This window comes from Nostoc sp. (genome assembly GCF_036917615.1).
Classification (GTDB): Bacteria; Cyanobacteriota; Cyanobacteriia; order Cyanobacteriales; family Nostocaceae; genus Nostoc.
Genome location: NZ_JBALCZ010000017.1, coordinates 48,533 through 75,284, shown reverse-complemented (window position 1 = coordinate 75,284; position 26,752 = coordinate 48,533). Strand labels below are relative to the sequence as shown.

General features: G+C 43.5%; 25 protein-coding genes and 1 tRNA gene. 13 read left to right on the top strand and 13 right to left on the bottom strand.

Translation table 11 applies throughout. From position 1 onward, the window contains the following. Positions 1–19 precede the first annotated feature (19 nt). Together psaJ and V7K85_RS04975 are read right to left on the bottom strand one after the other, a co-directional pair. Positions 20–169, bottom strand: a complete 150-nt coding sequence (gene psaJ, locus V7K85_RS04980; protein ID WP_281485063.1) for a photosystem I reaction center subunit IX — start codon at positions 167–169, stop codon at positions 20–22. 39 nt (positions 170–208) lie between these two features. Next, the gene (locus V7K85_RS04975; protein ID WP_334811548.1) at positions 209–703 is read right to left on the bottom strand and encodes a Photosystem I reaction center subunit III; all 495 of its coding nucleotides are present in this window, start codon (positions 701–703) and stop codon (positions 209–211) included. A 280-nt stretch (positions 704–983) separates the two neighbouring features. On the opposite strand from V7K85_RS04975, the gene tsaD reads away from it, so the two are divergent. Further along, complete coding sequence (gene tsaD / locus V7K85_RS04970) at positions 984–2,033, top strand: tRNA (adenosine(37)-N6)-threonylcarbamoyltransferase complex transferase subunit TsaD (protein WP_334811546.1); 1,050 nt, start codon at positions 984–986, stop codon at positions 2,031–2,033. Positions 2,034–2,093: 60 nt separating this feature from the next. On the opposite strand, the gene V7K85_RS04965 is transcribed toward tsaD, so the two are convergent. Together V7K85_RS04965 and V7K85_RS04960 are read right to left on the bottom strand one after the other, a co-directional pair. Continuing rightward, positions 2,094–3,005, bottom strand: coding sequence for an alpha/beta fold hydrolase (locus V7K85_RS04965; protein WP_334811544.1), 912 nt, complete (start codon positions 3,003–3,005; stop codon positions 2,094–2,096). Positions 3,006–3,146: 141 nt separating this feature from the next. Next, positions 3,147–3,866, bottom strand: coding sequence for a hypothetical protein (locus V7K85_RS04960; protein ID WP_073639758.1), 720 nt, complete (start codon positions 3,864–3,866; stop codon positions 3,147–3,149). A gap of 543 nt (positions 3,867–4,409) precedes the next feature. On the opposite strand from V7K85_RS04960, the gene V7K85_RS04955 reads away from it, so the two are divergent. The 6 genes from V7K85_RS04955 to V7K85_RS04930 all read left to right on the top strand — a co-directional run bounded on the left by V7K85_RS04955 (position 4,410) and on the right by V7K85_RS04930 (position 9,365). Beyond that, on the top strand, positions 4,410–4,961 hold the full coding sequence (locus V7K85_RS04955; protein WP_334811543.1) for a GNAT family N-acetyltransferase: 552 nt from the start codon (positions 4,410–4,412) through the stop codon (positions 4,959–4,961). A 299-nt stretch (positions 4,962–5,260) separates the two neighbouring features. Continuing rightward, positions 5,261–5,334 (top strand) — tRNA-Pro (locus tag V7K85_RS04950). A gap of 600 nt (positions 5,335–5,934) precedes the next feature. Next, positions 5,935–6,741, top strand: a complete 807-nt coding sequence (locus V7K85_RS04945; protein ID WP_334811542.1) for a Tic22 family protein — start codon at positions 5,935–5,937, stop codon at positions 6,739–6,741. A gap of 25 nt (positions 6,742–6,766) precedes the next feature. Continuing rightward, the gene (gene prmC, locus V7K85_RS04940; RefSeq protein WP_334811541.1) at positions 6,767–7,660 is read left to right on the top strand and encodes a peptide chain release factor N(5)-glutamine methyltransferase; all 894 of its coding nucleotides are present in this window, start codon (positions 6,767–6,769) and stop codon (positions 7,658–7,660) included. A gap of 77 nt (positions 7,661–7,737) precedes the next feature. Continuing rightward, positions 7,738–8,346 (top strand): L-threonylcarbamoyladenylate synthase, encoded by a 609-nt coding sequence (locus V7K85_RS04935; protein WP_334811539.1) that lies wholly within the window; start codon positions 7,738–7,740, stop codon positions 8,344–8,346. A 98-nt stretch (positions 8,347–8,444) separates the two neighbouring features. Next, complete coding sequence (locus tag V7K85_RS04930; RefSeq protein WP_334811538.1) at positions 8,445–9,365, top strand: sensor histidine kinase; 921 nt, start codon at positions 8,445–8,447, stop codon at positions 9,363–9,365. On the opposite strand, the gene V7K85_RS04925 is transcribed toward V7K85_RS04930, so the two are convergent. The 5 genes from V7K85_RS04925 to V7K85_RS04905 all read right to left on the bottom strand — a co-directional run bounded on the left by V7K85_RS04925 (position 9,328) and on the right by V7K85_RS04905 (position 13,987). Next, positions 9,328–9,822, bottom strand: a complete 495-nt coding sequence (locus tag V7K85_RS04925) for a GNAT family N-acetyltransferase (protein WP_334811537.1) — start codon at positions 9,820–9,822, stop codon at positions 9,328–9,330. The two genes, V7K85_RS04930 and V7K85_RS04925, sit on opposite strands and share 38 nt — an antisense overlap. Positions 9,823–9,919: 97 nt before the next feature. Further along, complete coding sequence (locus V7K85_RS04920; protein ID WP_334811536.1) at positions 9,920–10,333, bottom strand: hypothetical protein; 414 nt, start codon at positions 10,331–10,333, stop codon at positions 9,920–9,922. A gap of 72 nt (positions 10,334–10,405) precedes the next feature. Then, the gene (gene secF / locus V7K85_RS04915; RefSeq protein WP_334811534.1) at positions 10,406–11,383 is read right to left on the bottom strand and encodes a protein translocase subunit SecF; all 978 of its coding nucleotides are present in this window, start codon (positions 11,381–11,383) and stop codon (positions 10,406–10,408) included. Next, positions 11,380–12,798, bottom strand: coding sequence for a protein translocase subunit SecD (gene secD / locus V7K85_RS04910; protein WP_334811593.1), 1,419 nt, complete (start codon positions 12,796–12,798; stop codon positions 11,380–11,382). The genes secF and secD overlap by 4 nt, the downstream gene beginning before the upstream one ends. Positions 12,799–13,003: 205 nt before the next feature. Then, positions 13,004–13,987: an alpha-ketoacid dehydrogenase subunit beta gene (locus tag V7K85_RS04905; RefSeq protein WP_334811532.1), complete on the bottom strand. Its 984-nt coding sequence runs from the start codon at positions 13,985–13,987 to the stop codon at positions 13,004–13,006. A 328-nt stretch (positions 13,988–14,315) separates the two neighbouring features. Here V7K85_RS04905 and V7K85_RS36365 point away from each other — a divergent pair, with 328 nt between their 5' ends. Both V7K85_RS36365 and V7K85_RS04900 read left to right on the top strand, forming a co-directional pair. After that, positions 14,316–14,489 carry a DUF6888 family protein gene (locus V7K85_RS36365; protein ID WP_442940543.1) on the top strand — a complete coding sequence of 58 codons (174 nt, stop codon included), beginning with the start codon at positions 14,316–14,318 and terminating at the stop codon, positions 14,487–14,489. Continuing rightward, the gene (locus V7K85_RS04900; protein ID WP_334811531.1) at positions 14,486–14,698 is read left to right on the top strand and encodes a DUF6887 family protein; all 213 of its coding nucleotides are present in this window, start codon (positions 14,486–14,488) and stop codon (positions 14,696–14,698) included. Before V7K85_RS36365 ends, V7K85_RS04900 begins: the two co-directional genes overlap by 4 nt. 136 nt (positions 14,699–14,834) lie before the next feature. Here the strand turns inward: V7K85_RS04900 and V7K85_RS04895 are convergent, their stop codons facing one another. Continuing rightward, a complete protein-coding gene (locus V7K85_RS04895) occupies positions 14,835–15,806 on the bottom strand; it encodes a trypsin-like serine peptidase (RefSeq protein ID WP_334811529.1) in 972 nt (323 codons plus the stop codon). A 93-nt stretch (positions 15,807–15,899) separates the two neighbouring features. Next, the gene (locus V7K85_RS04890) at positions 15,900–19,619 is read right to left on the bottom strand and encodes a CHAT domain-containing tetratricopeptide repeat protein (protein WP_334811528.1); all 3,720 of its coding nucleotides are present in this window, start codon (positions 19,617–19,619) and stop codon (positions 15,900–15,902) included. A gap of 471 nt (positions 19,620–20,090) precedes the next feature. Here V7K85_RS04890 and V7K85_RS04885 point away from each other — a divergent pair, with 471 nt between their 5' ends. Further along, positions 20,091–20,318, top strand: coding sequence for a type II toxin-antitoxin system HicB family antitoxin (locus V7K85_RS04885; RefSeq protein WP_334811527.1), 228 nt, complete (start codon positions 20,091–20,093; stop codon positions 20,316–20,318). Beyond that, positions 20,311–20,535 carry a type II toxin-antitoxin system HicA family toxin gene (locus V7K85_RS04880; RefSeq protein ID WP_273763866.1) on the top strand — a complete coding sequence of 75 codons (225 nt, stop codon included), beginning with the start codon at positions 20,311–20,313 and terminating at the stop codon, positions 20,533–20,535. The genes V7K85_RS04885 and V7K85_RS04880 overlap by 8 nt, the downstream gene beginning before the upstream one ends. A gap of 169 nt (positions 20,536–20,704) precedes the next feature. Here the strand turns inward: V7K85_RS04880 and hemB are convergent, their stop codons facing one another. Together hemB and V7K85_RS04870 are read right to left on the bottom strand one after the other, a co-directional pair. Next, the gene (gene hemB, locus V7K85_RS04875) at positions 20,705–21,685 is read right to left on the bottom strand and encodes a porphobilinogen synthase (protein WP_334811526.1); all 981 of its coding nucleotides are present in this window, start codon (positions 21,683–21,685) and stop codon (positions 20,705–20,707) included. A gap of 294 nt (positions 21,686–21,979) precedes the next feature. Then, a complete protein-coding gene (locus tag V7K85_RS04870; RefSeq protein WP_334811525.1) occupies positions 21,980–22,339 on the bottom strand; it encodes a DUF4870 domain-containing protein in 360 nt (119 codons plus the stop codon). Positions 22,340–22,463: 124 nt separating this feature from the next. Here V7K85_RS04870 and prfC point away from each other — a divergent pair, with 124 nt between their 5' ends. Together prfC and V7K85_RS04860 are read left to right on the top strand one after the other, a co-directional pair. After that, positions 22,464–24,092, top strand: coding sequence for a peptide chain release factor 3 (gene prfC, locus V7K85_RS04865; RefSeq protein WP_334811524.1), 1,629 nt, complete (start codon positions 22,464–22,466; stop codon positions 24,090–24,092). A 109-nt stretch (positions 24,093–24,201) separates the two neighbouring features. Continuing rightward, positions 24,202–26,463: a M48 family metalloprotease gene (locus V7K85_RS04860; protein WP_334811523.1), complete on the top strand. Its 2,262-nt coding sequence runs from the start codon at positions 24,202–24,204 to the stop codon at positions 26,461–26,463. Positions 26,464–26,752: the final 289 nt, after the last annotated feature.

Genomic DNA, 26,752 nt, shown 5'->3' with positions numbered 1-26,752 from the left:
ATCCAAAATCGTTTGACACTTATGGGAGTGGATGGAAAAGTAGATCGGGGAAAAAGCGGTTAAATTCAATCAAGATACCTGCTGTGATGGTCAGCCATATCGTAGCTGCCACGGGCGCTGTGGAAATAAACTTAACCAAATAGGATGATTGGTCGCCTTTGTCTGCCATGAATTTAGTCTCCAAAACAAATGAATTAGTTAAGCTGATTTAGCGTGGAGAAATGGGGATTTCTGTATCCTTGGCTGCTAATTTGCCAGAGAGGAGTTCTTGGACTGCTGCTACTGGCCAAGTAAAGCCTGACGCCATTATAGGTAGTGCCAAACCAAGATCGATTTGGATTTCTTTTAATTCCGTGTCAGATTGCTTTTTAATCGCTTGCAGATAGGCACGACCTACCCAACCAATCCAACCAGCAATATATAGAAACAGAATGCTAGGGATCAGGAAGTCACCAGCATGATTTAGACTCCCATCAACAATCAAGTGGGGGTAACCCTCAGGACCACACAGTTCTTGAGAATAACGCTCAAATCGCTTTATCCCTGAATTGGGGTCAGCGGTGGTATTACGGGCATTAGCTGCTAGCTGTTGAAAAGCGGGATTGTCCTTGCACGGTGTCAAATTAGCCCCTAGAGCTTTTGCTGGGGAGGCAAAATTGAACCAAAGACAAATCGCTAAAATCAAAGCAAACAATCGTCGCATAGAGTTGTTTCCTTTTATTACAAAACAAAAAGTTCTTTGTACAAAACGAAGCGGCTTGTACAGTTGTTTATTTGCATAACTAGGAAGTCATCATACTCTTGGGTGGGAACCGAGTAAAGTTTAAGTAAATAAAAGTTAAAGCTTCTCAAAGAAGTTTCCGATTCAGTCCTAAGTAGTGAGTAACGAGTCCTAAGTATAAGAATTATTGTAGTAGGGTAGTAAAGAAGCAAGATTTTGTCTCTATTACTCAAAACCCAGCACTCAGCACTCAGCACTCTCAATGGTAACCGTTTTAGCAATAGAAACCAGTTGTGATGAAACAGCCGTCGCAATTGTTAACAATCGTAAAGTTTGCAGTAGTATCGTAGCCTCACAAATTCCAGTCCATCAGCAGTATGGCGGGGTAGTGCCAGAAGTAGCGTCTCGCCAGCACTTAGAAACAATCAATGAAGCGATCGCTCAAGCCCTAGAGCAAGCCCAACTAGACTGGGACAAAATTGACGCAATTGCTGCCACTTGTGCCCCTGGACTCGTAGGAGCGCTGTTGGTGGGGTTAACTGCTGCCAAAACCCTAGCGATGATACACAACAAACCATTTTTGGGAGTTCATCACCTTGAAGGTCACATTTACGCCACTTATTTGAGCGAACCAACTTTAAATCCCCCTTTCTTGAGTTTATTAGTTTCTGGCGGACATACAAGCTTGATTTATGTCAAGGATTGTGGTATATACGAAACACTGGGACAAACCCGTGATGATGCAGCAGGTGAAGCCTTTGATAAAGTGGCGCGATTGTTAAAGCTGGGTTATCCCGGTGGCCCAGTGATTGACAAACTGGCACAAGAGGGCAATCCTCAAGCCTTTGTCCTACCAGAAGGAAAAGTTTCTCTACCGGGCGGGGGATTTCATCGTTATGATGCGAGTTTTAGTGGGTTAAAAACGGCTGTATTACGTTTATTGCAGCAGTTAGAGAAAGATGGTGGACAAGTTCCAGTGGCAGATGTAGCAGCTAGCTTTCAGGAAACTGTAGCGCGATCGCTGAGCAAAAGAGCGATCGCCTGTGCCCTAGACTATGGTCTAGACACAATTGTTGTTGGTGGCGGTGTTGCAGCTAATAGCGGGTTGAGAAAAAACCTCCAAGCTGCCGCCGTTGAACATAACCTATACGTCCTATTCCCACCTTTAAAATTCTGTACTGATAACGCCGCCATGATTGGTTGTGCCGCCGCTGACCATCTATGCCGTGGTCATACATCCCCCCTGACACTGGGCGTTGAGTCGAGGTTAGCGCTTACCCAGGTGATGAAGTTGTATCACTCTGAGTCGTGAGGAGGAGAGGGGCAGTGGAGCAGGGGGAGCAGGGGAAGAAAGAATAATGATGCCCGATGACTAATGACTTTTAACTATTGACCGGATGTGATCAGCCACTGCATCCGGCTGTTCCAACATAGCTAGGTGTCCACAATCAGGAATTTCTAAAACATTGTCACCACTATATTGGAACAGTCTGTGAAAGCTAGCTAAATGGCGCACATACTTAGGTTCCATAACCTTGTCTTCCGCGCCAGCCAAAAAATAAACTGGCTGCTTCAGTTGGGATACTAGCTCAGGTAAACGATTGATTTCTTCTTCCGTTGTGGAGTCTAACAGACTTCCCAGAGCCGCTTCTGGGTCAGCCACCACGAAATCTATTACCCGCTGACGTGCCCAATAGCGCTCCAAAGGACGAGCCACACTGGCTCTGGTAAACAGCAAATCAATCAAAGGCACTTGGGACAGCCAGCGCGGGCGGACTTGCAAAAATTTCTGACCCGCCGAGCGAAACTGCTCAAAGGCTTCTTTGAGGTAAATACCACCGCCAGCGTTGATACAGATAACTCCTTTAACACACTCAGGTATTTGATCTGCTCCCCAGAGAGCGATCGTCCCACCCAAGGAGTGACCAATTAGCCAAGCACTGGTAATATTCAGCTGTTTTAGAAGAACTGCTAAATCATGAGCATAGGCAGCAGGAGTATAAAGAGAATCGAAAGGTGAGCCAACCGCACTACTGGAGATGGGCGTAAGATTCAGAGACGTTTGTGCCCGACTAAAATCGGTTTTTACCTGAGACTGGGATTCACCAAAACCCCGCAAATCATAGGAAAGGCACTGCAAATCATCTGATAGGCGGGAAATCACAGGTTGCCAATATCCACGGCTATTGAGCCAACCGTGGATAAATACTAAAGCATGGGGGCAGGAAGTGGGAGCCGTTAGCTCGTATGCGTGTGGAACGCCCAAGATTTCGATAGTTGCCATACTTATATCGTACCCCTAAGGGCGGGTGCGACTAAATACGGAATAACAAAAGAGTTAGGACAAAGCCGGAGACGCTCCGCCTCCGGTTAGGAGTGAGAAATTGTTAATTTTTAACTCATAACTCCTCACTCCTGACTTTTTTCATTTACCCAGCAATCGGTGTCGCACCCCTTCAGCAATTTTGTGACCGAGATATTCAGGAATGAGGCTTTCATTCGGCCCCAACAAGTAAAGAATTAGCCGTGTACGTCCACGCCAAACCAATAAATTGGCATTGACTACCAGCAAATCTTCCTGCCAGATGGCGTACATCACTTTGTAGAATAATCCTGGTTGATTATCGGCTTCAATCACTAGGGCAGGGAGATGAAAAACCGGATCGACATAGAACTCAGTTTGTACCTGCTCTAAGCCAGTGTCAAGATTGAATTCCACTGCCAGCATCTCTTCTACCTCAAACCGACCTCCTAAAGCCTCGCGAATGGCGCGACAGACATTTTCTGCGGTTTTGTCGGTCAAGGCTTTACTACCACGAGACACCAACAGTTTGATAAAAACTAACATCGGCGGACGGATCTGACCATATAGACTCAGACCGTGAATAGTCAACCCATAAGCTGCTAGTACACCAAAAATATCGCTGAGGAGAAAAGACTGGTTGCGGTAAGCAAAATGCAAGGCACTTTTGCTACCTTCCGGTTTCAGCTCAATAACAGCGCGTCTAGTTTTATAGAGACGGTAGGCTAGCCGTAAATTTTGCAGTTGAATCTCACTGCTGACAAATTGCTCATAAAACTGGGGAAACGCTCGGTTAAAGCGCTTTAGGAGTTCCAGTGTTGAAGATTTTAAACCAGAAGCCATTGTTAAGGGTAAGACTCGCTTGCTTTCGTCACCTGGGGACAAGGGGGACTGGGGACAAGGGGGAACTCGGGGCCCCCTCTGCGGATAATGGGCAATGGGGAACTCGGGGCCCCTTCTGGGGATAAGGGGCAATGGGGACAAGAGGGACAAGAGAACACTCTTCTCTTGTCCCTCTTGTCCAATGTTCCATGCCCCATGCCCAATCACTTGTATACAATTCACTCCTAAGCTAACGTGCATTTAAGCTCTATACGAGCAATTGCCAGGATTAGGTTTTCCATTTTGAATTTTGAATGCGTGAATTTTAAATTGTTTATATCCTTACCCTTTTGATGAATTTCTCCTAGCCTTTACAACAAAATGCTAAAGTTGAAAATGATTGGTGTGAAACACGCTCTAACTGGCTGTTGCCATTGCAAATCCCGAAAACAACCGAAAAAATTTGAGTGTAAGGGGTAGTAAATGGGGGTAGTTATGCTAAACGTGAATCAACACTCCTGAGAGTGGAAACCATTTCAGTTATATTACCCGAACCACGTTGGCATGGGTTTTTGGAAAACTTGGTTTAGTACTCCTGAATCTGTAGCGACAACTAGGACAAACCCCTTTGAAGAGCATACAACGGAAACTGCGGGCAACTCAAACCCTAGCAGCATTAGTGAAGCTTCTTCAAAGGAGGCTCGCATCGTCTTCAGCACGGAGCGAGACATTGACCTGTATGAGCTAGAAGAACTCTGTGATGCAGTTGGTTGGTCGCGTCGTCCTCTAAGAAAAGTGAAAAAAGCTATTGAGCATAGTTTTCTTGTCGCCTCAATGTGGCAGGTGAGAGGAAACCAAAAGCGGCTCATTGGTTTTGCCCGCGCTACCTCAGATCACGCGTTTAATGCCACTATTTGGGATGTGGTGGTTCACCCAGACTTTCAAAGTCAAGGACTGGGCAAGGCGCTGATGAAATACGTTCTCAAAAAACTTCGGAGTGAAGAAATTAGTAATGTCACTCTCTTCGCCGACCCCCATGTTGTAGATTTCTACCGAACTATGGGGTTTATGGCTGATCCAGAAGGCATCAAAGGCATGTTCTGGTATCCTCACTAGCCCTAAATCAAAATAAAACCCGATTTGCACAATAAAATCAGGTATAATAGTTAAAACCTATTATTTTGAAGTGGTTTTGCAAGGTTCAGCCGACGAACACGCAGGTATATATCTTGTAAAACTAAGTCGGCAAAAAACCTTTACCAGTGTAACTATGTAATGTATCTTGTCTTTGCAAAGGATGAAAAAGATTAGGGATAAGCCGTATGATCTGATATAATAAATTTAATACTTTTGGTAAAGCGCGATCGCTTTAATGGTAAGTTAAAAGCAAACCGCAAAAAGTAGATAAGTCTAACCGGGATGTAGCGCAGCTTGGTAGCGCGCCTGCTTTGGGAGCAGGATGCCGCAGGTTCAAATCCTGTCATCCCGATTTAAGTAATATACTTAACTGCTAAGGCGGATTAACTTTTTATTGCTAAGATGTGCAATTAAATTGTACATTTTTACACATATGAAGAAATTGCCTGTTTTACTGTTGGGTTGGCTGTTAAAGCCTAACAGGCAAATTTCGCCCTCAAGCAGTAAGATATTCCTGATATTGAGCTTTGGATAGATTTGAGAAGATATCAAACCAATCGCACATGGAACGATTGATTAAGTAATAGCGTCACCCGATATTATAAAAAGCCGATAAAATCGCATTTATCATCTCCAAGGTCTCAGAGATGGAGAGACTTTTCACTGCTTAAGAAGACATATAATAGGCATCTACGGCATTTCACGGTGAATAGCGAAGCGAAACCGAGAAAAACACAACGTTAGCACAATCAATTTGTGAAAACGATACTATAGCAATCCTAAATAGTTGGGTAAGATTCAATTTTGATCGTTGACGTTTAACACTCAACCTCAACACGCACAATGAATTTTTTACAACTGAAATAAATTGCTATATAACTAAAGCTAGTTGGTGCTTTGCAAATCCAACCATTTGTTTAATTTAATTGGATTATTGATGCGAGGAGCAGTCATGAAATCATTTATTCGCTTGGGCGCAACATTGGGTATAGCTGGCAGTGTATTTTTAGGGGGACTTTCAGGAATAGGCAATCTACCAGGAATAAGCAATCTAGAGGCGATGGCGTTGCCACAAGATCAGGTAGTGAAAAAGCTCCAAGAAGTACCTGTATTCACGCTCACCAATCCTAAAGGCGAATTCGTAGTTCTTTCGAGGAACAACGCATCCAAGCCTGTCTCTCAAGTGGGATTTTTTATTAGCAAGCAAGATGCTCAAAAATTTCTTGACAATCGGCTCAAAAAAGAAAACCCCCAGTTAGCAAGCACCCTACAGGTTAGACCTTTGTCCTTGGCGGACTACTATAAAATAGTCCAAGAAAGCAAAAAGAAATCAGACTCTGTAATTTATACTTTAGTACCGACGCAACAACAGGTAGCTTCAGCAACAAATATGCTGAGTCAAAATGGTAAAAAAGGGGAGCAATTCAATGGTATTCCCTTATTTGTACCCAAATTTAAGAAAGATAATAGCTATTTGACCATTCCCGTTCCCAAAAGCAATGAGCGGTACATCCCTTTCTTTTTTGAGAAAGAGCAAGCAGTGGCTCTGTTAGACGAATTCAAAAAAGCCGTGCCAAAGGAAGCAGCCAATACTGAAATTCAGGTGGTGGATTTGTACGGTGTTATGGAGGCTCTGAATAGCAGCAACGATCCTGGTATAAATAAAATTGTTCTGTATCCATCAAGAGAGTCCATCAATTTTATTCGCTCGCTTGCGCCGAATCAATCATCAGGTGCTGCGCCCGCTCGGAAAAAATAACGGATATACACTCCGAGGTTGAGGCATGGGGGAGAAACATCTGATAGTTTCTGGTTTACAACTTTGGCAGTGGCGGAATGCTGCTCACCAAGCAGCAGGAGCCACTGATGTCCCACCAATGGAGGTAGATTGGCTGCTCCAAGAGGTAGCTGGGTTAGACCGCTTGGCACTGCGTTTGGAGTCTTTTAAAAACTGGCCGCAAATTCAGCTGCAATTGCCTCTAGAAGAGTTAGACCAACTGTGGCAGAGACGATTAAATGATCGCTTACCAGTGCAGTACATTGCGGGAGTTACACCTTGGCGTAACTTTCAAATCGCGGTGTCGAGTGCGGTTTTGATTCCCAGACCAGAGACAGAGTGCTTAATTGATTTAGCTGTAGCAGCAAATGCTAGCAATCCTTCAGGACACTGGGCGGATTTAGGGACTGGGAGTGGAGTGATCGCTTTGGGACTAGCAGATGTCTTGCCAAAAGCAACAATTCATGCAGTTGATTACAGTTTAGAAGCTCTGGCGATCGCCCAAGCCAACGCCGATAATTTGAGTCTTGCTGACCGGATTAAATTTTATCAAGGTTTCTGGTGGGAGCCACTGGCATTCTTAAAAGGTCAGTTCAGTGGTATGGTGTCGAATCCCCCTTACATACCCACCAGTACCTTACCTACCCTGCAACCAGAAGTAGTTAACCATGAACCACATCTAGCTTTGGATGGTGGCGCTGATGGCTTAGATTGCATTCGCCATTTGATAGAAATCTCTCCTAGTTATTTGCGATCGGGTGGCGTGTGGTTAATTGAGATGATGGCAGGACAGGCGGATGCAGTGCGAGAACTTTTGCAAAATCAAGGTAACTATTGTAAGATTCAAATTCACGCGGACTTAGCGGGAATTGAACGCTTCGCCCTGGCCTATAAAAGTTAGGAGTGATGAGTGATGAGTTATGAGTTATGAAATTACTCACTCCTAACTCTTAATTGCCAACTCCTAATTCTGTAAACATGACCCAAGTTTCTCTAGTAAATCTAATAGCTGGCGCACGCACTGGCCTTTTGGTGAGTTTTCCCACGGATACTGTTCCTGCACTTGCAGCTATACCAGAAAAAGCAGGATTAATTTTTGCGGCGAAGCAACGCAGTCAAGACAAACCTTTGATTTTGATGGCTGCTAGTGCTGAAGATTTGTGGCTGTATGTCAAAGGTAGTGAGAACGAGTATAAAGTTTGGCAAAAACTAGCAGATAAATATTGGCCAGGAGGGCTGACGTTAGTTTTGCCAGCGAGTGAACGCCTCCCCAAAGTTATGAACCCCATTGATCCGACAACAATTGGCATCCGAGTACCAAACAGTGCGATCGCCCAAACTATTTTGACGCAAACAGGCCCTCTTGCTACTACTAGCGCCAATTTTTCTGGTCAGCCGCCTTTGCAAACGATGACAGAAATTGAGAATCAGTTTCCCAAGGTTCTGACTCTAGCAACGACAGAATACCAGGGTGAAATACCAGGAGTGGGTGTACCTTCTACCGTTGCTAAATGGACAGGGATAAATTGGCAAATTTTGCGGCAAGGTGCGATCAAGTTAGATTTATCAAGTGATAACCAGATATAGGTAGCTATAATATTGTTTTCCTGATTTGAACAACAGAGAAATTTGGAACTTTAGTTTGCGCTGTTGTGGTCAATTAACAAGTTAATAATTACCAGATTATGAATTGGAGCAACTGGATATATCTAGGAGCAGGAATAGCACTAGGTATGGTTTTCCGTCAGTTATTTGTGCGCTCGTCAAAGGTTTCATCTAGCTCATCCCCAGTAGCGCCATTAGTTCAAGAGGATATGCTACCAATATCGCAACAGCTACAGCAAACGCAGCTGGCATACCAAATGGCAAGGGAAATGAGCCAGTTTAAAGCTGGTTTTTTGGCACGGACTAGCCATGAATTGCGATCGCCCCTCAATGGTCTGATTGGCTTACATCAGTTAATTTTGTCAGATTTGTGTGAAGATCCAGCTGAAGAGCGAGAATTTATTGCCCAAGCTCAAGAGCGAACGCTGAAGTTGCTCAAGCTGATGGATGAAATTCTCAGCGTTGCTAAAACTGAACATGGTACGAATAAATTAGATATTCAGCCCAGACCGTTAGCCGAAGTTTTGGAAGAGGTTCATAACTTAACTTATATGCTGGCGGCAAATCGCAATTTTCCCTTGCAATTATTACCCGCCGACCCAGAAATTTATGTTTTGGCAGATTACCTCTGGCTCCGCCAAATATTGATAAGTTTAATAGACACTGCCATTACTCAAATGCAGGAAGGCAGCATCTGTATTTCCACCAGCACTCTACCTACAAATAATTTTGTAAACATTTGGCTGGATATACCAACCCATGCCATACCCTGGAGCGAGCCGATTGATTTGATCAAATCTGAAGACCAGCCGACCCAGATTGACCAAAAGAAGACTGCTCTTTCTCCAGGAATGAGGCTATTAATCAATCAGACTTTAGTGGAAGTTATGGGGGGAAAGCTGGAAATCCTGCCCTCGACCATCGCAAAGGAACTACCTCAGCAGCTTACCAGACTACAAATCTCTATCCCCCTAGTGATTCCTGAAGCTGATCTTCTGTAGCAGGAACGAAAGCAAGGTTAGCTAGGTTGTGTAACACCATCGTAGTGGTGGTGTTGGGTTGAAAACCAATCTTTTCGTAGAAACCCTGCTGGTGAGTAGTCATCAGGTAAACGCGCTCAACCCACCTCATGCGGGGATGACTTAAAACTGTTTCCACTAATTTGCTTCCCAGCCCAGTATTTTGATATTCTGGATGAATCACAACATCCCAAATCGTGGCGCGATATATCCCATCAGATGTTGCCCTCGCAAAGCCAATGAGTTGATCGCGATCGCTGACGAAAATTACTGGCTCACTATTGGCAATGGCTATACCTAAATCTTCAATACTGCGGCCTTTTGCCCAGAAAGCTGAAACGTTTAACAGTTCTTGGAGTTGGTAAAGGTCAATTTCAGACTTGCCTTCGCCTCCGGCGCCGCGAAGCTGTTCGCTAAATTGAATTTGAGACTCGTTCATGTATGGCATCCACTTTTGGCAATATCTTTGTATGGTTAATTCATATTTTGCTAGAAATTGCTGTACGTGTATATGTATATGCAACGATAAAGAAAAATTAATCACAAACCCACTTCCACAGAGGATGAGTTGCTCCCTGTTGACGTATCCGATAAACTTGTTTTTCTAAACGTTGTTTTTCCTGCTGTGGTAGTCCGAGTAGAATATTCCGACTTTGCCAAACTAAAACAGCAGCGGTCATCCCCAGACAAAAAGCTAAACCGAAGGTAGACAGTGGATGGTAGAAGAGTCCATATCTCACTGCTACCCAGGTAAAATATTGTTGCCACAGAGAAATTTCTGCATGTAGACCCCATAAGGAAACAGGTGCAATTGTGAGCCACAAACAGCCCACAAATAGCCACCTGCCATATACTGTCAGCTGATGTAGCCTTTGTACTTGTTGAGCAAACGATGGGTCAGATTTCTCAAAGTCTGGGACAGTAGTTAATGGTTCTTCCGGTTGATCCATAGGGGAATAAAATTGCCAAGTATAGATGAGCAATTCAAAATGCTTTAACCCAATTGTGAAATACACACAAGTTTAACTATCCTGGGAACTGGCAGATGTATCAATCGGTTCAGCGGTGTTTCCCACCTGGGATTGAGCCTTGCGCTCTCGCCACCAAGCTAAAAGAGAACCGGCAATGAAAATACTTGAATAAGCGCCCATCGTGAAGCCAATAATCAAAGCTAGAGAAAAGTTTCTCAGGGTTTCGCCGCCAAATAGGAATAGGGAAAATAATGTTAGCAAAACAGTAAACGTGGTATTAATTGATCGCGTTAAAGTTTGATTGATTGCATCATCGACAACTTTATCAATGCGATCATTAGGATGTAGTTTCAGTATTTCCCGAATGCGATCGTAAATGACCACGGTATCTGTTACCGAGAAACCAGTAATAGTCAAAATCGCAACGACGAAAAGGCTATCAACTTCAATACCTGCTACTAATCCCAAGATGGAGAAAACACCCAGCGTAATCAAAACATCATGGAACAAGGCAATAATTGCGATTACGGCATAGTCCAGCTGGAACCGCACACTCAAATAAATAACGATCGCAGCGAAGGAGACAACCAGAGCTAATAACCCTTGAGAAAATAGTTGACGACCAAGTGTCGGGCCAACGGTGTCAATTTGGGTGGCTTTCGGGTCAAAGGCTCCAACTTTTTGACTCAAAGCTGTTTGCAACTGAGTGCGTTGCTCGACATCTAATGTCTTTGTGCGAATAGATATTCCCTGTTGGTTTTTACCAACAACTTGGATGCTACTATTATTTAGCTTCTGAGCGTCAACTACTTCCCTGACGTCAGAGGTTTCAATCGGTTGAGTGCAGTTGTTTGGTTGTGTACAATCGCGTTCAAATTGTAGTCGCGTACCACCAATAAAATCTAAACTGGGACGTAGCGGTGCGCCTAGTTGTTGCCAAGAAATCACCATCGCCACGATGCCAATGATCATTAGGGTGGCAGAAATTGCCCACCAAAGTCCCCGCTGTTTGACGACACTAAATTTCATGACTGCACCTCTGCACCAGACTTAATTGACGTTGAGAGATTGGGACAAAACAACTCTGGCTTACGCAAGTTGGGAAATTGCAATGATAGGAATAGCAGTGTGCGACTACAAGTAATGGCAGTAAACAAATTCACCAATAACCCTAGCGCCAATGTCAAAGCAAAGCCTTTAACTAAACCTGCTCCTAAGAAAAACAGTGCTGCACAAGAAATTAATGATGTGACATGACTGTCTAAAATGCTAGACCAAGCTCGGTAGAATCCTGCCTCTACAGAACGATATAAAGTTTTACCAGCGCGTAGTTCTTCACGGGTGCGCTCAAAAATCAATACGTTAGCATCAACTGCCATGCCGATACTGAGGATAAACCCAGCAATACCGGGGAGAGTTAATGTAACGCCTAGCAAAGCGAAGGTGGCATAGGTCAATAGCGCATAGATAATCAAAGCAAAGTCGGCAATTAACCCTGGTAGTCGGTAGTAAACTAACATGAAAATCAATACTAACAGCAATCCGCCAGTACCAGCATAAATACTGCGTTGAATACTATCTTTACCTAAGGTTGCCCCAACAGTACGGTTTTCGACGATTTGCACTGGTACGGGTAAAGCACCTCCCCGTAGCTGCACACCTAAGTTGTTAGCTTCTTGTGCGGTAAACCTACCTGTAATCACAGCAGCACCACCACTAATACCACTAGCAGCAAATTCTGGCCCTACACTCGGAGCGCTGATCAGTTCATTGTCTAGAAAAATGCCAATGGTGCGTCCTGTACCGGCAAGTTTTTTCGTCAGTTCGGCAAATAGTTCACCACCCTTTTGGTCGAAGCGAATCGCAACATTCCAATTGTTGCCTTGAGTGGGTTCACCGGCTGCATCTTTGAGGAATTTCCCTGTGAGTGGGGGGTTTGTGCTTTCAAACAATTCGGCGATCGCTTGATTATTTTTCTGCAATTCTTGCTGATTTTTGACAATTGCTGCTTGATCGTTACTCTTTCTCAAATCTTGTTGCTTTACTTTCAATTCAGCTCGTGATGTTTGGAAAGCAAACAGTTGGGTTTCCGTACCAGGCTTTTGCGTGCGAAATTCTAACTGCGCTGTACCCCCTAGAACCCGTTCAGCTTGCTGTGGATCGCTCACTCCCGGTAACTGCACTAGGATTTGGTTGTTTCCAACAGTTTGCACCACTGGTTCAGAAACGCCAAGACCGTTAATGCGACCTTCAACTACTTTTTTCACGGCTTCCAATTCGCGTTCGGTGATTTGCTTAATCTCCGGTGTTGTTTTCACTTGAATTGTGAGCTGTGAACCTCCGCGCAAGTCCAGTCCTAATGGAATCGAAATTGTGGTAATCACCGCAATGGCGGCAATTACCAAGACTAAAATCAAGATTAATAGCGATCGCTGTCTTTGCATACCATAACTCGCAACTGACAAAGGCTATAATAGCGCTCTTTTATGGAGTTATGAGTTATGAGTTATGAGTTATGAGTTGAGAGTCATTCAATTTTAGATTTTGAATTTTGGATTGAAGGAAAAATCTAAAATTGGCAGAATTGGGAGTTAAGACTCATGCTTTAAAATTCTTAACTCCTCACTCCTAACTTTTAACTCCTAACTTTTAAACCCGCAATGCTACCATTTTTTCCACAGCTTCCACTATTTGCTCTGGTTGGACGATTGTTAGTCGTTCCAGATTGCCGTTGTAAGGCGTGGGGATATCTTGGGAAGAAAGTCGTAGTACTGGCGCATCCAATTCATCAAATAAGCGATCGTTAATTGAGGCGATGACTTCTGCTCCAATGCCTGCCGTTCGCATGGATTCTTCCACAACAATCACTTTATGGGTTTTACGTACTGATGCACCAATTGTATCAAAATCTAATGGCTTAAGGGAGATTAAATCAATAACTTCTGGATCATAACCTTGTTTTTCCAAAGTTTTTACCGCTTGCAGCACATGATGCCGCATCCGCGAATAAGTGATAATTGTGACATCTTTTCCTTGACGTACAACTTCTGCTTTATCTAGGGGTAGTAAATATTCTTCTTCTGGTAAATCTTCTTTCAAGTTGTAAAGTAGAACGTGTTCAAAGAACAACACCGGGTTATCATCGCGGATAGCTGATTTGAGTAGTCCTTTGGCGTTTCTAGGTGTGGAGCAGGCAACAATCTTCAACCCTGGCACAGCTTGAAAGTAAGTTTCCAGTCGCTGAGAATGTTCCGCACCTAGCTGCCGTCCCACACCCCCAGGACCGCGAATTACCATCGGAATTTTAAAGTTACCGCCAGAAGTATAGCGCAGCATCCCAGCGTTGTTGGCTATTTGGTTGAAGGCCAGCAATAAAAAGCCCATATTCATGCCTTCGATTATGGGGCGCAACCCAGTCATCGCTGCTCCCACTGCCATGCCGGTAAAGCTATTTTCGGCAATGGGGGTGTCTAGAATGCGGAGTTCGCCATATTTTTGGTACAGGTCTTTGGTAACTTTATAGGAACCGCCGTAGTGTCCTACATCTTCACCGAGAACGAATACGCTGGCGTCACGTGCCATTTCTTCATCAATGGCTTCCCGCAAGGCGTTGAAGAATAGTGTTTCTGCCATTTAGACCTTTAGTACGATTATGGTTTTAGAATTTTATCGTGCTGCTGTCGCAAATACCGTGAGCGATCGCACTAGTTAGAGATTGGTTTTTTAAACGAGCCGCCCCAAGCATAGAGCGAGGAATTGCCATAACTATATCAAAGCTATTTAATTTAGATTTTAGAGGTTTTATGAGCGATCGCCTCCACTCTGCCAAATGCTGCTGATTTATCTATGTAATAAAATTTAGAGATAATGTATAAAATACATTAAAACTTCACAGTTTAAAGATCCCAACCTGACTGAAGTCACGCTAGAGGAAAAAATCTGTTATGGCAATAATTTAAATATGCCTACTGTAGAACAATTGAAAACGTTGTTCATCTTAACTTTTTGGGCTACCAAAATGTATTTACCTGTGTTTTTAGTGCGAATCGATGAACGAACAAAAAATGTTGTAATTCTCGCTGGTGAAGAAAATGAAATTATAATTTACCTAGACGGGAAGTGGAGATATGTATGAGTAAGCTAGATTTTATGACAATGCCCCGTGCCCAATTGCGTCAATATATCCTTGACCATAGAGAAGATGATGAAGCTTTTCAAACTTATCTAGATAGATTCACCTCTGAAGACGCTGTAATCTTTCCTGCACCACAGTCAATAGATGATTTAGAAAACTTCCCAGAGTTGCATCAACAAAACTTAGAAAGACTACGAAAGCAAGCTTAAACCTTCTCCAACAAGACAAACGAACCTTATCAATATAGATACCCGACTTTTGGTGATAAGTCGGGTATCTGGGCATTCAGTTTAGGTTTTTGTAGGGTGGGTTAGGTGGAGTCATAACCCACCAATTCACTAAGAATTAATTTTTCGCAAACAAACGATCCAAGAAATCGATTTTTACCGCCAGGTTGATTATCCCTCGATTTGTAGCAGCGTCTGTTATTTCAGCATTGTTCAGGGCCATAATATATGGTTCACCTCCAACTAAACCAATAATTGGGCCACCAGAAGAACCACCTGTAGTGTCACAATCATGTAACAGTACTTCTTGCTGCTCCTGGACAATACTACATTCTTCCTGGAAGCTTGCAGTCATACCTTGACCAGCAGAGAGAAACTCATAGCCTTTTTTATCAGGGTTAGGGAAGTCACCAGAATAGCCTACAAAGAAGAATTCTTTCTTGTTTTTGATTAGAGTTGAAGAAGGTAGAGAATCCCATCCTAAATAACCGTACTTCCGACCGAGAGGCTTATTAATTTTCATAACAGCCCAGTCATTAATTTGATTTTTGATCTTGTCCTTAGTAGTGAAGTCTGTACCATAAGTAACTTGCTCTACGAAGGCTATATCGTTTTTACTTGGTACAACACCATTAATGAGGTTTGGCAGAAACAGAATTTTTTTACTTAATTGGTGAGTTTCGGGATCAATAACGCAGTGAGAATTTGTTAAAACCAGATTTTCAGAAATTAAAGTTCCCGTGCAATGATAGCTTCTAGCATCAGCAGTTGTTCCTTGCACCCGCCCAATGGTTGACCAAGGATATTCTCTACTAATCATAGGAATACGATCATCCCAGTTAATAATAGCTCGGTCTTTATCATAGGGTTTTTCAGATTGGTTCAACCCAGAAGGTTTAAAAGGCTTGCCATCTCCTGACAGTTGCAATTGACCAGCATCTTCAAATTTAGTAAATTTTGGTGGCTTACTTTCTGGCGTTTGCGTCTGTTCTTTCGCTTGGACAGATACCCAACCACCCAATGTTGTAAAACCCAACATTCCAGCGATAAAGAGAGCGAAAAACAAAGCAAAAGTTTGCTTTTTAATCATTGATAAAACTCCTTACTTAATTGATACTTCCAAATTCATCATTAATTACGAATTACGTAGCTTGCTTCTCGCTTCTAAAGCGAGTATTACGAATTAGGAATTATTTCGCCATTCGCCTTGCAGACTAAAAGCAGCCCAATAGCGGGGATTTTGCCAATCTTTCTGTTGCCATAATTTCAATTGCGCTTCCCTCAGAGCAACAGCAGGTGATTTATCTTGTTGCAAAATTTGTTTGTACAACTCTTCCATTAATAATGATGTGGCTTGGTCATTGACATTCCACAAAGAAACAATCACTCGTGGTGAACCTGCATACATTAATCCTCTTGTCAACCCCACTAATCCTTCTCCTTTTACTTCTTGACCCAGACCAGTTTCACAGGCACTTAACACTATTAACTCTGCGGGAAGGTCAAGGTTAAAAATATCGTTGAGGCGCAAGAAACCTTTTTGGGCTTTACCTTGTTTGTCTACCAGTGATGTGACTATTCCTGATAATTCCGGGTTCATGTCATCGAAAATGCCGTGAGTGGCAAACAGCAGCAGACGATATTGATTGAGTTGTTTGCTAGTTGCCAAATTGTAGTTAGCATTAAAATCAAAAGCCCGGAAACTCTCGGAAGGTGACACCATTTTTAGAATCACCTCAGCTTCTTGGCGCGTACCTGGAAGTCTATCTAAACCACTACGATTAATGTTTTTCAAAGACCGTTGCAGGGCAGAATTTTCTTCAATATCAAGAGATGAAGAAGTTTGTGGTGCTTTGCCTGTGACTCGTTTATCATCAGCGCTGAATACTGGGTCAGCGAGGACAGCTATAGTTTTAGGTGCCATTTTCCGCCCTTTGAGTTGGTGTCTTTGGGTCGCCAGACTGGTGACAGAAGGCAGATTGACGATTTCATGATTCATCAGTAAAGGTTGATAATTGACCCCTCCCCCTGCTCCCTGCTCCCCGCTCCCTTGCCTATTTTGGTCACTCAACACCGCAAATGGAATTTGATGCAAAATCCCATCAGCGACAATCACCAAGCGTTTTTGACCTAACTGACCTGCTACAGGCGCAATGATGAGTTGGCTGAGTTCTTGAGCAGCTTTAGTAGTATCCGTCACAGCTTGGGCTTGTTCCTCTGGGGATGCGCCAGCGATGAGTGGACGTGTTAACTGTTGCTTTAAATTTGTTGCCGCCTTGTTTATCTTTTCTGAGTTAGCAAGTTCATAACTCTTGAGAGAATTGGGCGTAACTACCCACAAATAGCTGCGTTCTTTACCTAAAGAATACTGCAATAATAGAGAACCTTGATCTAATTGTTGTTGAATTTGGGGCAAAGTGAGCGGTTGAGGATACTTCAGTGCGGCATACTCAAAGTTATTAGCGCGGATGTTGGCCTTTAAATCTTGCTGTTGCTTTAGTAAGTCTTCGATTTGTTGTTTTGTGGTTGCTACCAGTTGGACTGGAGATTCTTTTTTACTCAATAGTTCTGATAACTGCTTGTCTCTGGCATCAATTCGCCATTGCAATTGGCGTTCTTCTGCCAAGAGTTTGGGGTCAATACCTTTACGGATATCTACGTTAGCTTGGGTTAATAATTCTACCAAACCCCGGGCGCGCGATCGCTCGCTAATGTGCAGTGCCAATGCATCGTATCCTTTGGATGGGTCTTTTTTGTGCAACTGCATCAGCAAGTCGATGTAAAACTTGTAATAATCTTGCACTGTGGCGAAGTAGGAAGTACGCAAGTCCTCGTTACTAACTTTGGTGCGTATATCTTCTACTATCTTAATTGTGGTTTGAATTTGAGTCAGGGCATCTTGAAGATTACCTCTATCGCGCTCTGTCACAGCAAGATTGTATCGTGTGTCAGCTTCGCCTACCTTATCCGCTAATTTATGCCGCAGCGCTAGTGCTTGATTGTAGATATCAATTGCCTGCTGCGGTTGCTTCAAAGCATTGTAAATCTTACCCAAGTAGTCAAGTGAGTTTGCTTCTCCCAAGCGAAACCCCATATTGTGCCACGCTGATAGCCCTTCTTTGGATGATTCGAGGGCTTTTTGATATTCACCCGATGCCAGATATACTCTGCTCAAAAAGAATGAGGCTACACCTTTGTGAAAGTTGTCATTTTGTTGGCTAGCTAATACCTCAAGCTTCTTGGCATTATCTAACGCCTGAGGATAATGCTTCGATAACTCGTAAACCTTAACTAACCCAACCAGTGCGTTCTGTTCCGACGAGAAATACTTTTGTTCATGGCTCAAATTCAGTGCGGAGTTACAATGATCCAACGCCTGCTTATAATCTTGAGCTTTGCGGGAGACATTACACATATCATTAAGAGTTATGGCTTCCGTATTGCGATCGCCTAACCGCTCAAATATTTTTAACGCCTGCTCACTTGTTTTAAGACTTTGCTTATAGTCGCCTAATGAACTGTAAACTAGAGCCATATCTTTGAGGGTTTTCGCTTCTTCAGGGAGAAGTTTTAGCCGTCTTTGAATATCTAGTGCTTTGTGGTGATAGTCCAGTGCTTGCTGTGGTTTACCCGTTGAAAGATAAGTTCCGGCAATATCATTGAGCGTTTTAGCTTCTGCTGCTGAATTTTCAATGGCATGGTTTAGTGCCAAAGCTTCGTTGAGAGAGTCTAGCTCTTTTTGTTTCTCACCCAATGAACTATAGACATATGCGATTGAGGAAAGTGCCAACGCTTCCAAACTCCGATCCCCTATTTTTTGACTGAGCGTTCGCGCTTGATTTAAGTAGTTCAGTGCTTCCTGAAAATCATATAAAGAAACGTAGGTGGCAGCAATACTTGAAAGAACACTGCTTTGTGTGAGCAAGCCATTATTAGCTTCAGACAGTTTTACCAGTGCTGTTTTTTGTAGCTGTAGTGCTTCTTCTAAGGATGCTAATGCATTTCGCTTGTCGCCTGAGAAGTTGTAGATTGAGGCTATCTGGCTGAGAATCTCAGCTTGCCCAAGTAAATCCTTCCTTTGACGCTGGATCTCTAGTGCCTGATTAAAAAACTTAAGTGCATTCTGGTAATCACCTAATGAATCATAGTATGTTACACCAATAAGCTGAAGTATACTTGCTTGCTGCTCTAGCTCTTTGTTCCTCTTATGAATCTCCAACGCTTTGTTGTAAAAGTCAATTGCCTTTTGTGCCTGACCCAAATCCTTATAGTTTTGAGCAATTGAGTTAAATGTCCTAGCAGCTGAAGAGTCTTGTTTTTCAGCCTGAAACACTGATAGTGCTTGGTTGTAATAGTCTACTGCTTTTTGCTTGTCGCCAAAACCAGAGTAAACACTAGCGATACCCGAGAGTATATTACCTTTTATAATGCGGTGTTTAGGTTGAAGTTGAATAACTAACCCTTGGTTAAAATATTCCAGTGCTTTTTGGTTTTCACCCAGAAGACTGTAATCTGAGCCTATATTGTGCAGTATTGCAGCTTCTATAAAGCCAGCATACTTTGGGATAGTAGCTCTTATATCTTTTTGCCGCCAGATTTTGAGTAATTCTTCCCATTTAGCAATTGCTTGTCGCCGAGATTTTCCTGTTTCTTGATTAAACAATTTCATAGCTTCATCAAACAGTTGATGATTTCGAGCAAAGGCTGTATTCACCTTAGCCTTTACATAGGGTGTTGCTTGCTCTAGTTTTTGTTGCTCTTCTGACGACAATCCTAGTCCCTGATCCTTTGGGGAGTTAGGTTTAGTAGGGGCTTGTGGCTGTTGTGCTATTAACAAACTTCTACTCAAAGGTCTTGCGGCGATATCTTTTTTTGTTTGTGTAACCGCATTCTTGCTGGTCATAGATGTTGATCTATGAGTGCTTGCTGTTACCCCCATCGACTCAGACAACAAAACCGTACTCAGCAACAAAGTTAAACTGTAGCGGGTAAATTTTGGTAGCAAGCACCAGAAAACCCACTGAGATTTTGCACTCCCCATCATTTTTAACCTCAATCAGTGATTATTGACAGCCCTATTCCTGCCGGAACCAATCCCGCTTATTAGTAAATTATTTAATTGTCCTCAGGGATCTTGCTGAAACTTTATGTTGATTTTATGGGTGTGGTCAGAGTTTACGGTCGTGGTTTCTGTTTTTGCAACGAACTTCTTCATTAAACCTTGATTTTCTCGTTCTCACGCTTCTTAACGGGAGGCTACGCTGTACACACAAGTTATCGAATTATCCTCGCTATCCCCATAACACCCACTCGAAAAACCGCAAGCATCGCAGTTACTATCAAGATTGATAGACCTACTGTACTCAAGACAAAAATGAAGCAAACAACACAATTCACTGCTATCATTGAGCGCGAAAGGGATGGCTATGTATCCCTCTGTCCCGAACTCGATATCGCCAGCCAAGGTGACACAATTGAAGAAGCACGGAATAACCTAATTGAGGCATTAGAATTATTCTTTGAGACAGCAGATCCTTCTGAAATTCAGCAAAGGCTGCACACAGAAGTTTTTGTTACACGCTTAGAGATAAATATTGGGTAAACTGCGTGTTCTTTCTGCTAGAGAAGTCTGCCGCATTCTAGAGGAGAACGGCTTTGTACAAGTGCGCCAGCGTGGTAGTCATATTATTATGCAGATGCAAACCGAAGACTCAACAATTACTGTTCCTGTCCCTAATTACGAAGAGTTACGCATCGGTACTTTGCGATCTATTATTCGTCAGTCAGGATTACCTCGTGTTTTATTTGAAGTTACTTAAACCGAAAAAGTCTTTTTAGCCTTATATTGAACTTGGTAGGCGAGCAAAAACCGCAAACATAGCAATAGCCATAAACAAAGAATCTCACACCCAGACACCAAAACACAACTTTGTATCTTTACGCCTCTGTGTGAGATTTCCCACTAAATTATTATTTAATAAGCCTAGCCTACTTTAACCATCGCGCCGCATCTTTGGCATGATAAGTCAAAATTAAGTCTGCACCAGCCCGTTTAAACCCTGTTAAAGTTTCCATAACCACCCGCTCCTCATCAATCCAACCATTCAGAGCCGCAGCTTTCACCATCGCATACTCACCAGAAACATTGTAAGCCGCTACTGGTAAGTTACTCGCTTCCTTCACACGCCAGATAATGTCCATGTATGCCAAAGCTGGCTTCACCATAAGCATATCAGCACCTTCAGCAATATCCAGTTCAATTTCTTTAAGGGCTTCACGCGCGTTACCTGGGTCCATTTGATAAGTTCTTCTGTCCCCAAATTGCGGTGTCGAGTCTGCTGCATCCCGAAAGGGCCCATAATAACCCGAAGCATACTTAGCAGCATAAGACAAAATCGGTGTGTCTTGAAATCCTGCTTCATCCAAACCCACACGAATTGCCTGGACAAAGCCATCCATCATTCCCGAAGGGGCGATGATATCGGCACCGGCTTTCGCTTGAGAAACCGCTGTTTTTTTCAACAATTCCAGAGTCGGGTCATTTAAAACTCGTCCTGTTAAATCACCAACTTGCAGATAACCACAATGACCGTGGCTAGTGTACTCACACAAACAAGTATCAGCAATTACAATCAAATCTGGCACTGCTGCTTTTACCGCAGTCGCTGCTTTTTGGACGATACCGCAATCATGCCAAGCACCAGTGGCATCCACATCTTTATCAGCCGGAATACCAAATAAAATAATCGAGGGAATTCCTAAGTCGTAAACTTCTTTTGCCTCTTCGACAATTTTATCTACCGAAAGTTGGTAGACTCCGGGCATCGATTTCACCTCATTAGCGATTCCCTCACCTGGTACGGCAAATAGTGGGTAGATTAAATCGCTTGTTGTCAAAACAGTTTCACGAACCATCCGGCGCAGTTGGGGATGAGTACGCAGACGACGGGGGCGATGTATAGGAAACATAAAATTTTATAACAAAAAACAACGCAAATGGACACAAAACAAAGCGTCACAAAAGCAGGCTAAAACTTTCCTGCCGTCAGACAGACTACAAACAGTGCTTAACTGTCCTTTGCCCTACTCTTAATCAAGCTGTGGGGCAATTTTGTATTTTACAGCTTGGTTGCATCTATCCGACGGACTAGAAAAAAAACAACATAGATAGCAAATTCCACCAAATCAATTACAAAAATTGGCTAATGGGGAAACATTTTTCTGAAGTTGGTAATTTTTAATTACCGAATACCATAATTTCTGTTAAAAAACTCGGAAAATGTAGGGATAACGGAAGGGTATATCAGGATTGTTGAAAACTCCGATGAGTGCCCAAATTGTTAATCCCCAGTGCAATAGATATCCCAAACCGGCTAGTGGTCCCAGCAATAATAGAGGTAACACTAACCAACCGAATAGAAAAAACAGCGCTCCCAGAATCCCTCCATAAAGCCAGACATTAAAGTGGAAATTAATGGATTCTCTGGCGTTTTCTTTAACAATAGGATCATCAGATACCAGCAGTATGGCAATAGGTATACCTACAGATACCACTGTTGTACTAAAAAAAATGGCTCCATGAGACAAGGCAGATAAAAGCTTTCGCTTGTCTGTGTCGTACATTGCTTTCTCCTATTTAGTCAGATTGTTGATTATATTACGACCCTATCACGAGCATCGTTGTCTTAAGATTAAAAGACTTGCCAGAGTCAAAAAAAATTAAGCTAACTAACAAACAAATACACTTATGTCTACTGAACTTCAGTCTGAACTTATTCAAGCAGTTGAACTTCGCCGCAACTTTGCGATTATATCTCACCCCGATGCGGGTAAGACTACACTAACAGAAAAGCTACTCCTGTACGGAGGTGCAATTCACGAAGCTGGAGCGGTCAAAGCACGACGGGCACAGCGCAAAGCTACCTCTGACTGGATGGCGATGGAACAACAACGGGGTATTTCCATTACGTCCACAGTGTTGCAATTTGAATACCGGGACTGTCAAATAAATTTATTAGATACTCCTGGACACCAAGACTTCAGTGAAGATACTTATCGCACCCTTGCCGCCGCCGATAATGCAGTGATGCTGATTGATGCAGCAAAAGGTTTGGAACCCCAAACCCGCAAATTGTTTGAAGTGTGTAAGTTGCGGGGTATCCCGATCTTTACATTTGTCAACAAGCTCGACCGTCCAGGTAGGGAACCTCTGGAACTGTTGGATGAAATTGAACAAGAACTGGGATTGCAAACCTATGCGGTAAACTGGCCAATTGGTATGGGCGATCGCTTTAAAGGTGTTTTTGACCGACACAAGCAACAAATTCACCTGTTTGAACGTAGCGCCCACGGCAGCCGAGAAGCCCTTGATACAATAGTGGAATTAGGTGATCCGAGAATAGAAGAGCAGCTAGAACAAGAACTCTACTACCAACTGAAAAATGATTTAGAACTGTTAGAAGGAGTTGGACCAGAGCTAGATTTACAGTTGGTACACGAAGGTAAAATGACGCCTGTGTTCTTTGGGAGCGCCATGACTAACTTTGGGGTAGAGTTATTCCTCAAGTACTTCCTCGACTATGCCCTCAAACCCGGTTCTCACTATAGCAGTGTTGGCGAAGTTCCTCCTACATACCCGGAGTTTTCGGGGTTTGTCTTCAAACTGCAAGCGAACATGGACCCGAAGCACCGCGATCGCGTCGCATTTATCCGGGTCTGCACTGGCAAGTTTGAAAAAGATATGATGGTGAATCACGCCCGCATCGGTAAACTCATCCGTCTGTCTCGCCCGCAAAAGCTCTTTGCCCAAGAGCGGGAATCAATTGATGTGGCTTATCCTGGCGATGTGATCGGTTTGAACAATCCCGGTGTTTTTGCGATCGGGGATACAATTTACACGGGACAAAAGCTGGAATATGAGGGGATTCCGTATTTCTCGCCGGAACTGTTTGCGACTCTCAGGAATCCCAACCCCTCGAAGTCTAAACAATTCCAAAAAGGCGTTGCGGAATTGCGAGAAGAAGGTGCTGTGCAAATTATGTATTCAACTGATGAAGCCAAGCGCGATCCAATTTTGGCGGCGGTGGGTCAGTTGCAATTCGAGGTGGTGCAGTTTCGCTTACAAAACGAGTATGGCGTAGAAACCCTACTAGAGGTATTACCCTACAGTGTCGCCCGTTGGGTTGAGGGTGGTTGGGAAGCATTAGAACAGGTGGGACGGATATTCAATACCACTACAGTTAAAGACAGTATGGGACGCCCAGTGTTGCTATTCCGAAATGAATGGAATTGTCAACAGTTACTGGGTGACCATCCAGAGTTAAAATTAAGCGCGATCGCTCCAGTATTTTCTAGTCAACAACCAGTGGAGGAATAATTCACTTGATGTGGCTCTAACTGGGCGCGGTTGAGTTCCACGGCATCCGAGGTTCGCGCTTTTGCACAAACGTGGATCACTTAGAAGAGATTGGAGTGCCAGAATTTGTATGCCTTCACATGCCAAATCGTCTTTGGAGGCTGGTTTAGTTGCCCTCAAGCAGGGAAATTACCAAACAGCGATCGCTCAACTAGAACCGATTGCTAGCAGCCAAAGCAATGCGACTGCTAGTTTACAAGCCCAGGTTGGTTTAGTGATGGCTTATGCACGTATTGGCGAAGCCTCCAAAGCGATCGCTATTTCCCAGAATCTCATTGAGAGTAATAATCCGCAAGTTCAAGAGTGGGCAACACGCGCTCTCGAACACCTGACAAAACGTAAAAAACCTGATCAAGAATCAAAAAATGTCGAAACTGGATTTGTTGCCTTTGAGAATTCAACCCCAGATTCTCCCGCAGTTACTCCCCCGGTAACTCCTACATTAGAGGAAAAGCCAAAAGATCAAGTAATAGAAACCAAGAGCGACGACACCCCGGCGATGGTGCCACTAGGTAGACTCAAAGCTACAGTCGCAACACCACCACCACCTGCTACGCCCCTAAGCGGCTTCATGGGGTCTGTTACCCGCACCCAAGCCAAATTATTCGGCGTTATTTATTGGCGGCAAGCACAACGCGCCAGAGCATGGCAACCACTACGTAAACCAAAATTAATTCCCTTACGGCTGCTGACAGCAGGAACATTCATCGCCCTGTTTTGGGTGATGCGAGAAATGCTCAAGTTAGCAATGGGATTTATCAACCAGACTTTAGTAAAACTTCCCTACTTGGAGCCGTTGCAGCTTTTATACCGCGACCCTACTCAATTGTTGCTAATAGTATTGGTGATTTTGATCGGAGTATCACCTTGGTTGCTGGATTTGCTACTGACGAACTTGTATGGTCAGCGAGAATTTTCTAAAGATGTATTGAATGCCCATAGCCGTGAAGCAGTTCGCGTGCTACAACGTTGTTGCCAACAGCGGCACTGGCCCTTACCTAAACTGCGGATTTTACCAATGGCTGGACCAATTATCCTGACCTATGGTAGTTTACCACGTAATGCCAGGATTGTTGTGAGTCAGGGGCTATTAGAGCAACTGGCAGATGATGAAATCGCCACTATCTACGCCACGCAGCTAGGGCATGTTGCTCACTGGGATTTTGCTGTGATGTCTTTGTTGCTGCTGGTGACACTACCAACTTATAAGCTATATCAGCAAGTGTCGCAATGGGGTAACAAAATATCAGGGATTTGGCGCTGGCCGCTGACAATTCTGGCTAGTCTCGTTTATGGAATTTGGTGTTTACTGACTGGGACTGCATTGTGGTTATCGCGGTTGCGGCTTTATTATAGCGATCGCGTCGCCGCTGAAATTACTGGTAATCCCAATGCGCTAATTCGCGCTTTACTCAAAATTGCTATTGGAATTGCAGCTGATATCCAAAAACAAGAACACACCAGTTGGCAATTAGAAAGCTTAAATCTCCTGACACCAGTTAGCCACCAACAGAGCTTATCTTTGGGCACTATTGCCAGTAATTTATCTTTTGAATCCTTTTTAAAGTGGGATACTGCCAATCCCTATCGCCGATGGTTTACGATTAATAATAGTCATCCCTTAATGGGCGATCGCATTGAACGCCTCTGCCAAATAGCCCGTCACTGGCATCTAGACACCGAACTACATTTTGTTAGCGAACCATCAAAGGTTAAGCGTCAGTCTTTCTTATTACAAATTGCTCCCTGGTTGGGAATTCCTCTAGGGGTTCTGTTTGCAGCTTTGGTCTGGCTAACCTGGCAACTAGCATTTGCACTCAAGTTTTTAAATCTAAAGTGGATATATGAAGATTGGTCTTTCATTACAGGCTGCCTTCTAATTGGCTTTAGCATCGGTACAGTGATGCGGATTAATTCTTTCTTCCCCGATATTAAACCTGCTACCGTGCAAACTGACGACTGCCTACCCAACCTTTTAGCTGACCCTTCTGCCTTACCGATTGACAGCATCAGTGTGCGGATTGTGGGCAAACTATTAGGTCGTCAAGGCACTAGCAACTCCCTAGCGCAAGATTTAATCCTCCAATCCAGTGCGGGCTTAGTGAAGTTACACCACATTTCTTGGCTAGGACAGTCAGTCAATCACCAGGATTTGATCGGTCGGCAAATTATCGTCACAGGTTGGTTCCGGCGAGGAGCAACACCTTGGATCGATATCCAAACCCTAGAAACTCAAAGTGGTAAAACCATTCATAGCCCTCATCCCATTTGGTCTACTTTTTTGGCAGTTGCAGCACAGGCTTGGGGCGCATACGTTTTTCTCACTGGTTAATCTATTGGTCATTGGTCATTGGTCATTGGTCATTGGTCATTGGTCATTGGTCATTGGTCATTGGTCATTGGGCATTGGGCATTAGCAAAGGACAAAGGACAAATCGGAATGTAAACAAATGTTGCAGATTTTCTTTCAAAGTGTTACATTTATTTACATAAACCAGAGCAGCCAACGCAACTCAGCATCACCGCTTAGTCGTGAATTCGGATGCTTTTTCCCCTGCTCCATACCTTTTCTTCTCCTAACACAGCAGCAAATTAACCAGCCAGTGGCTGGTTTTTGTTTC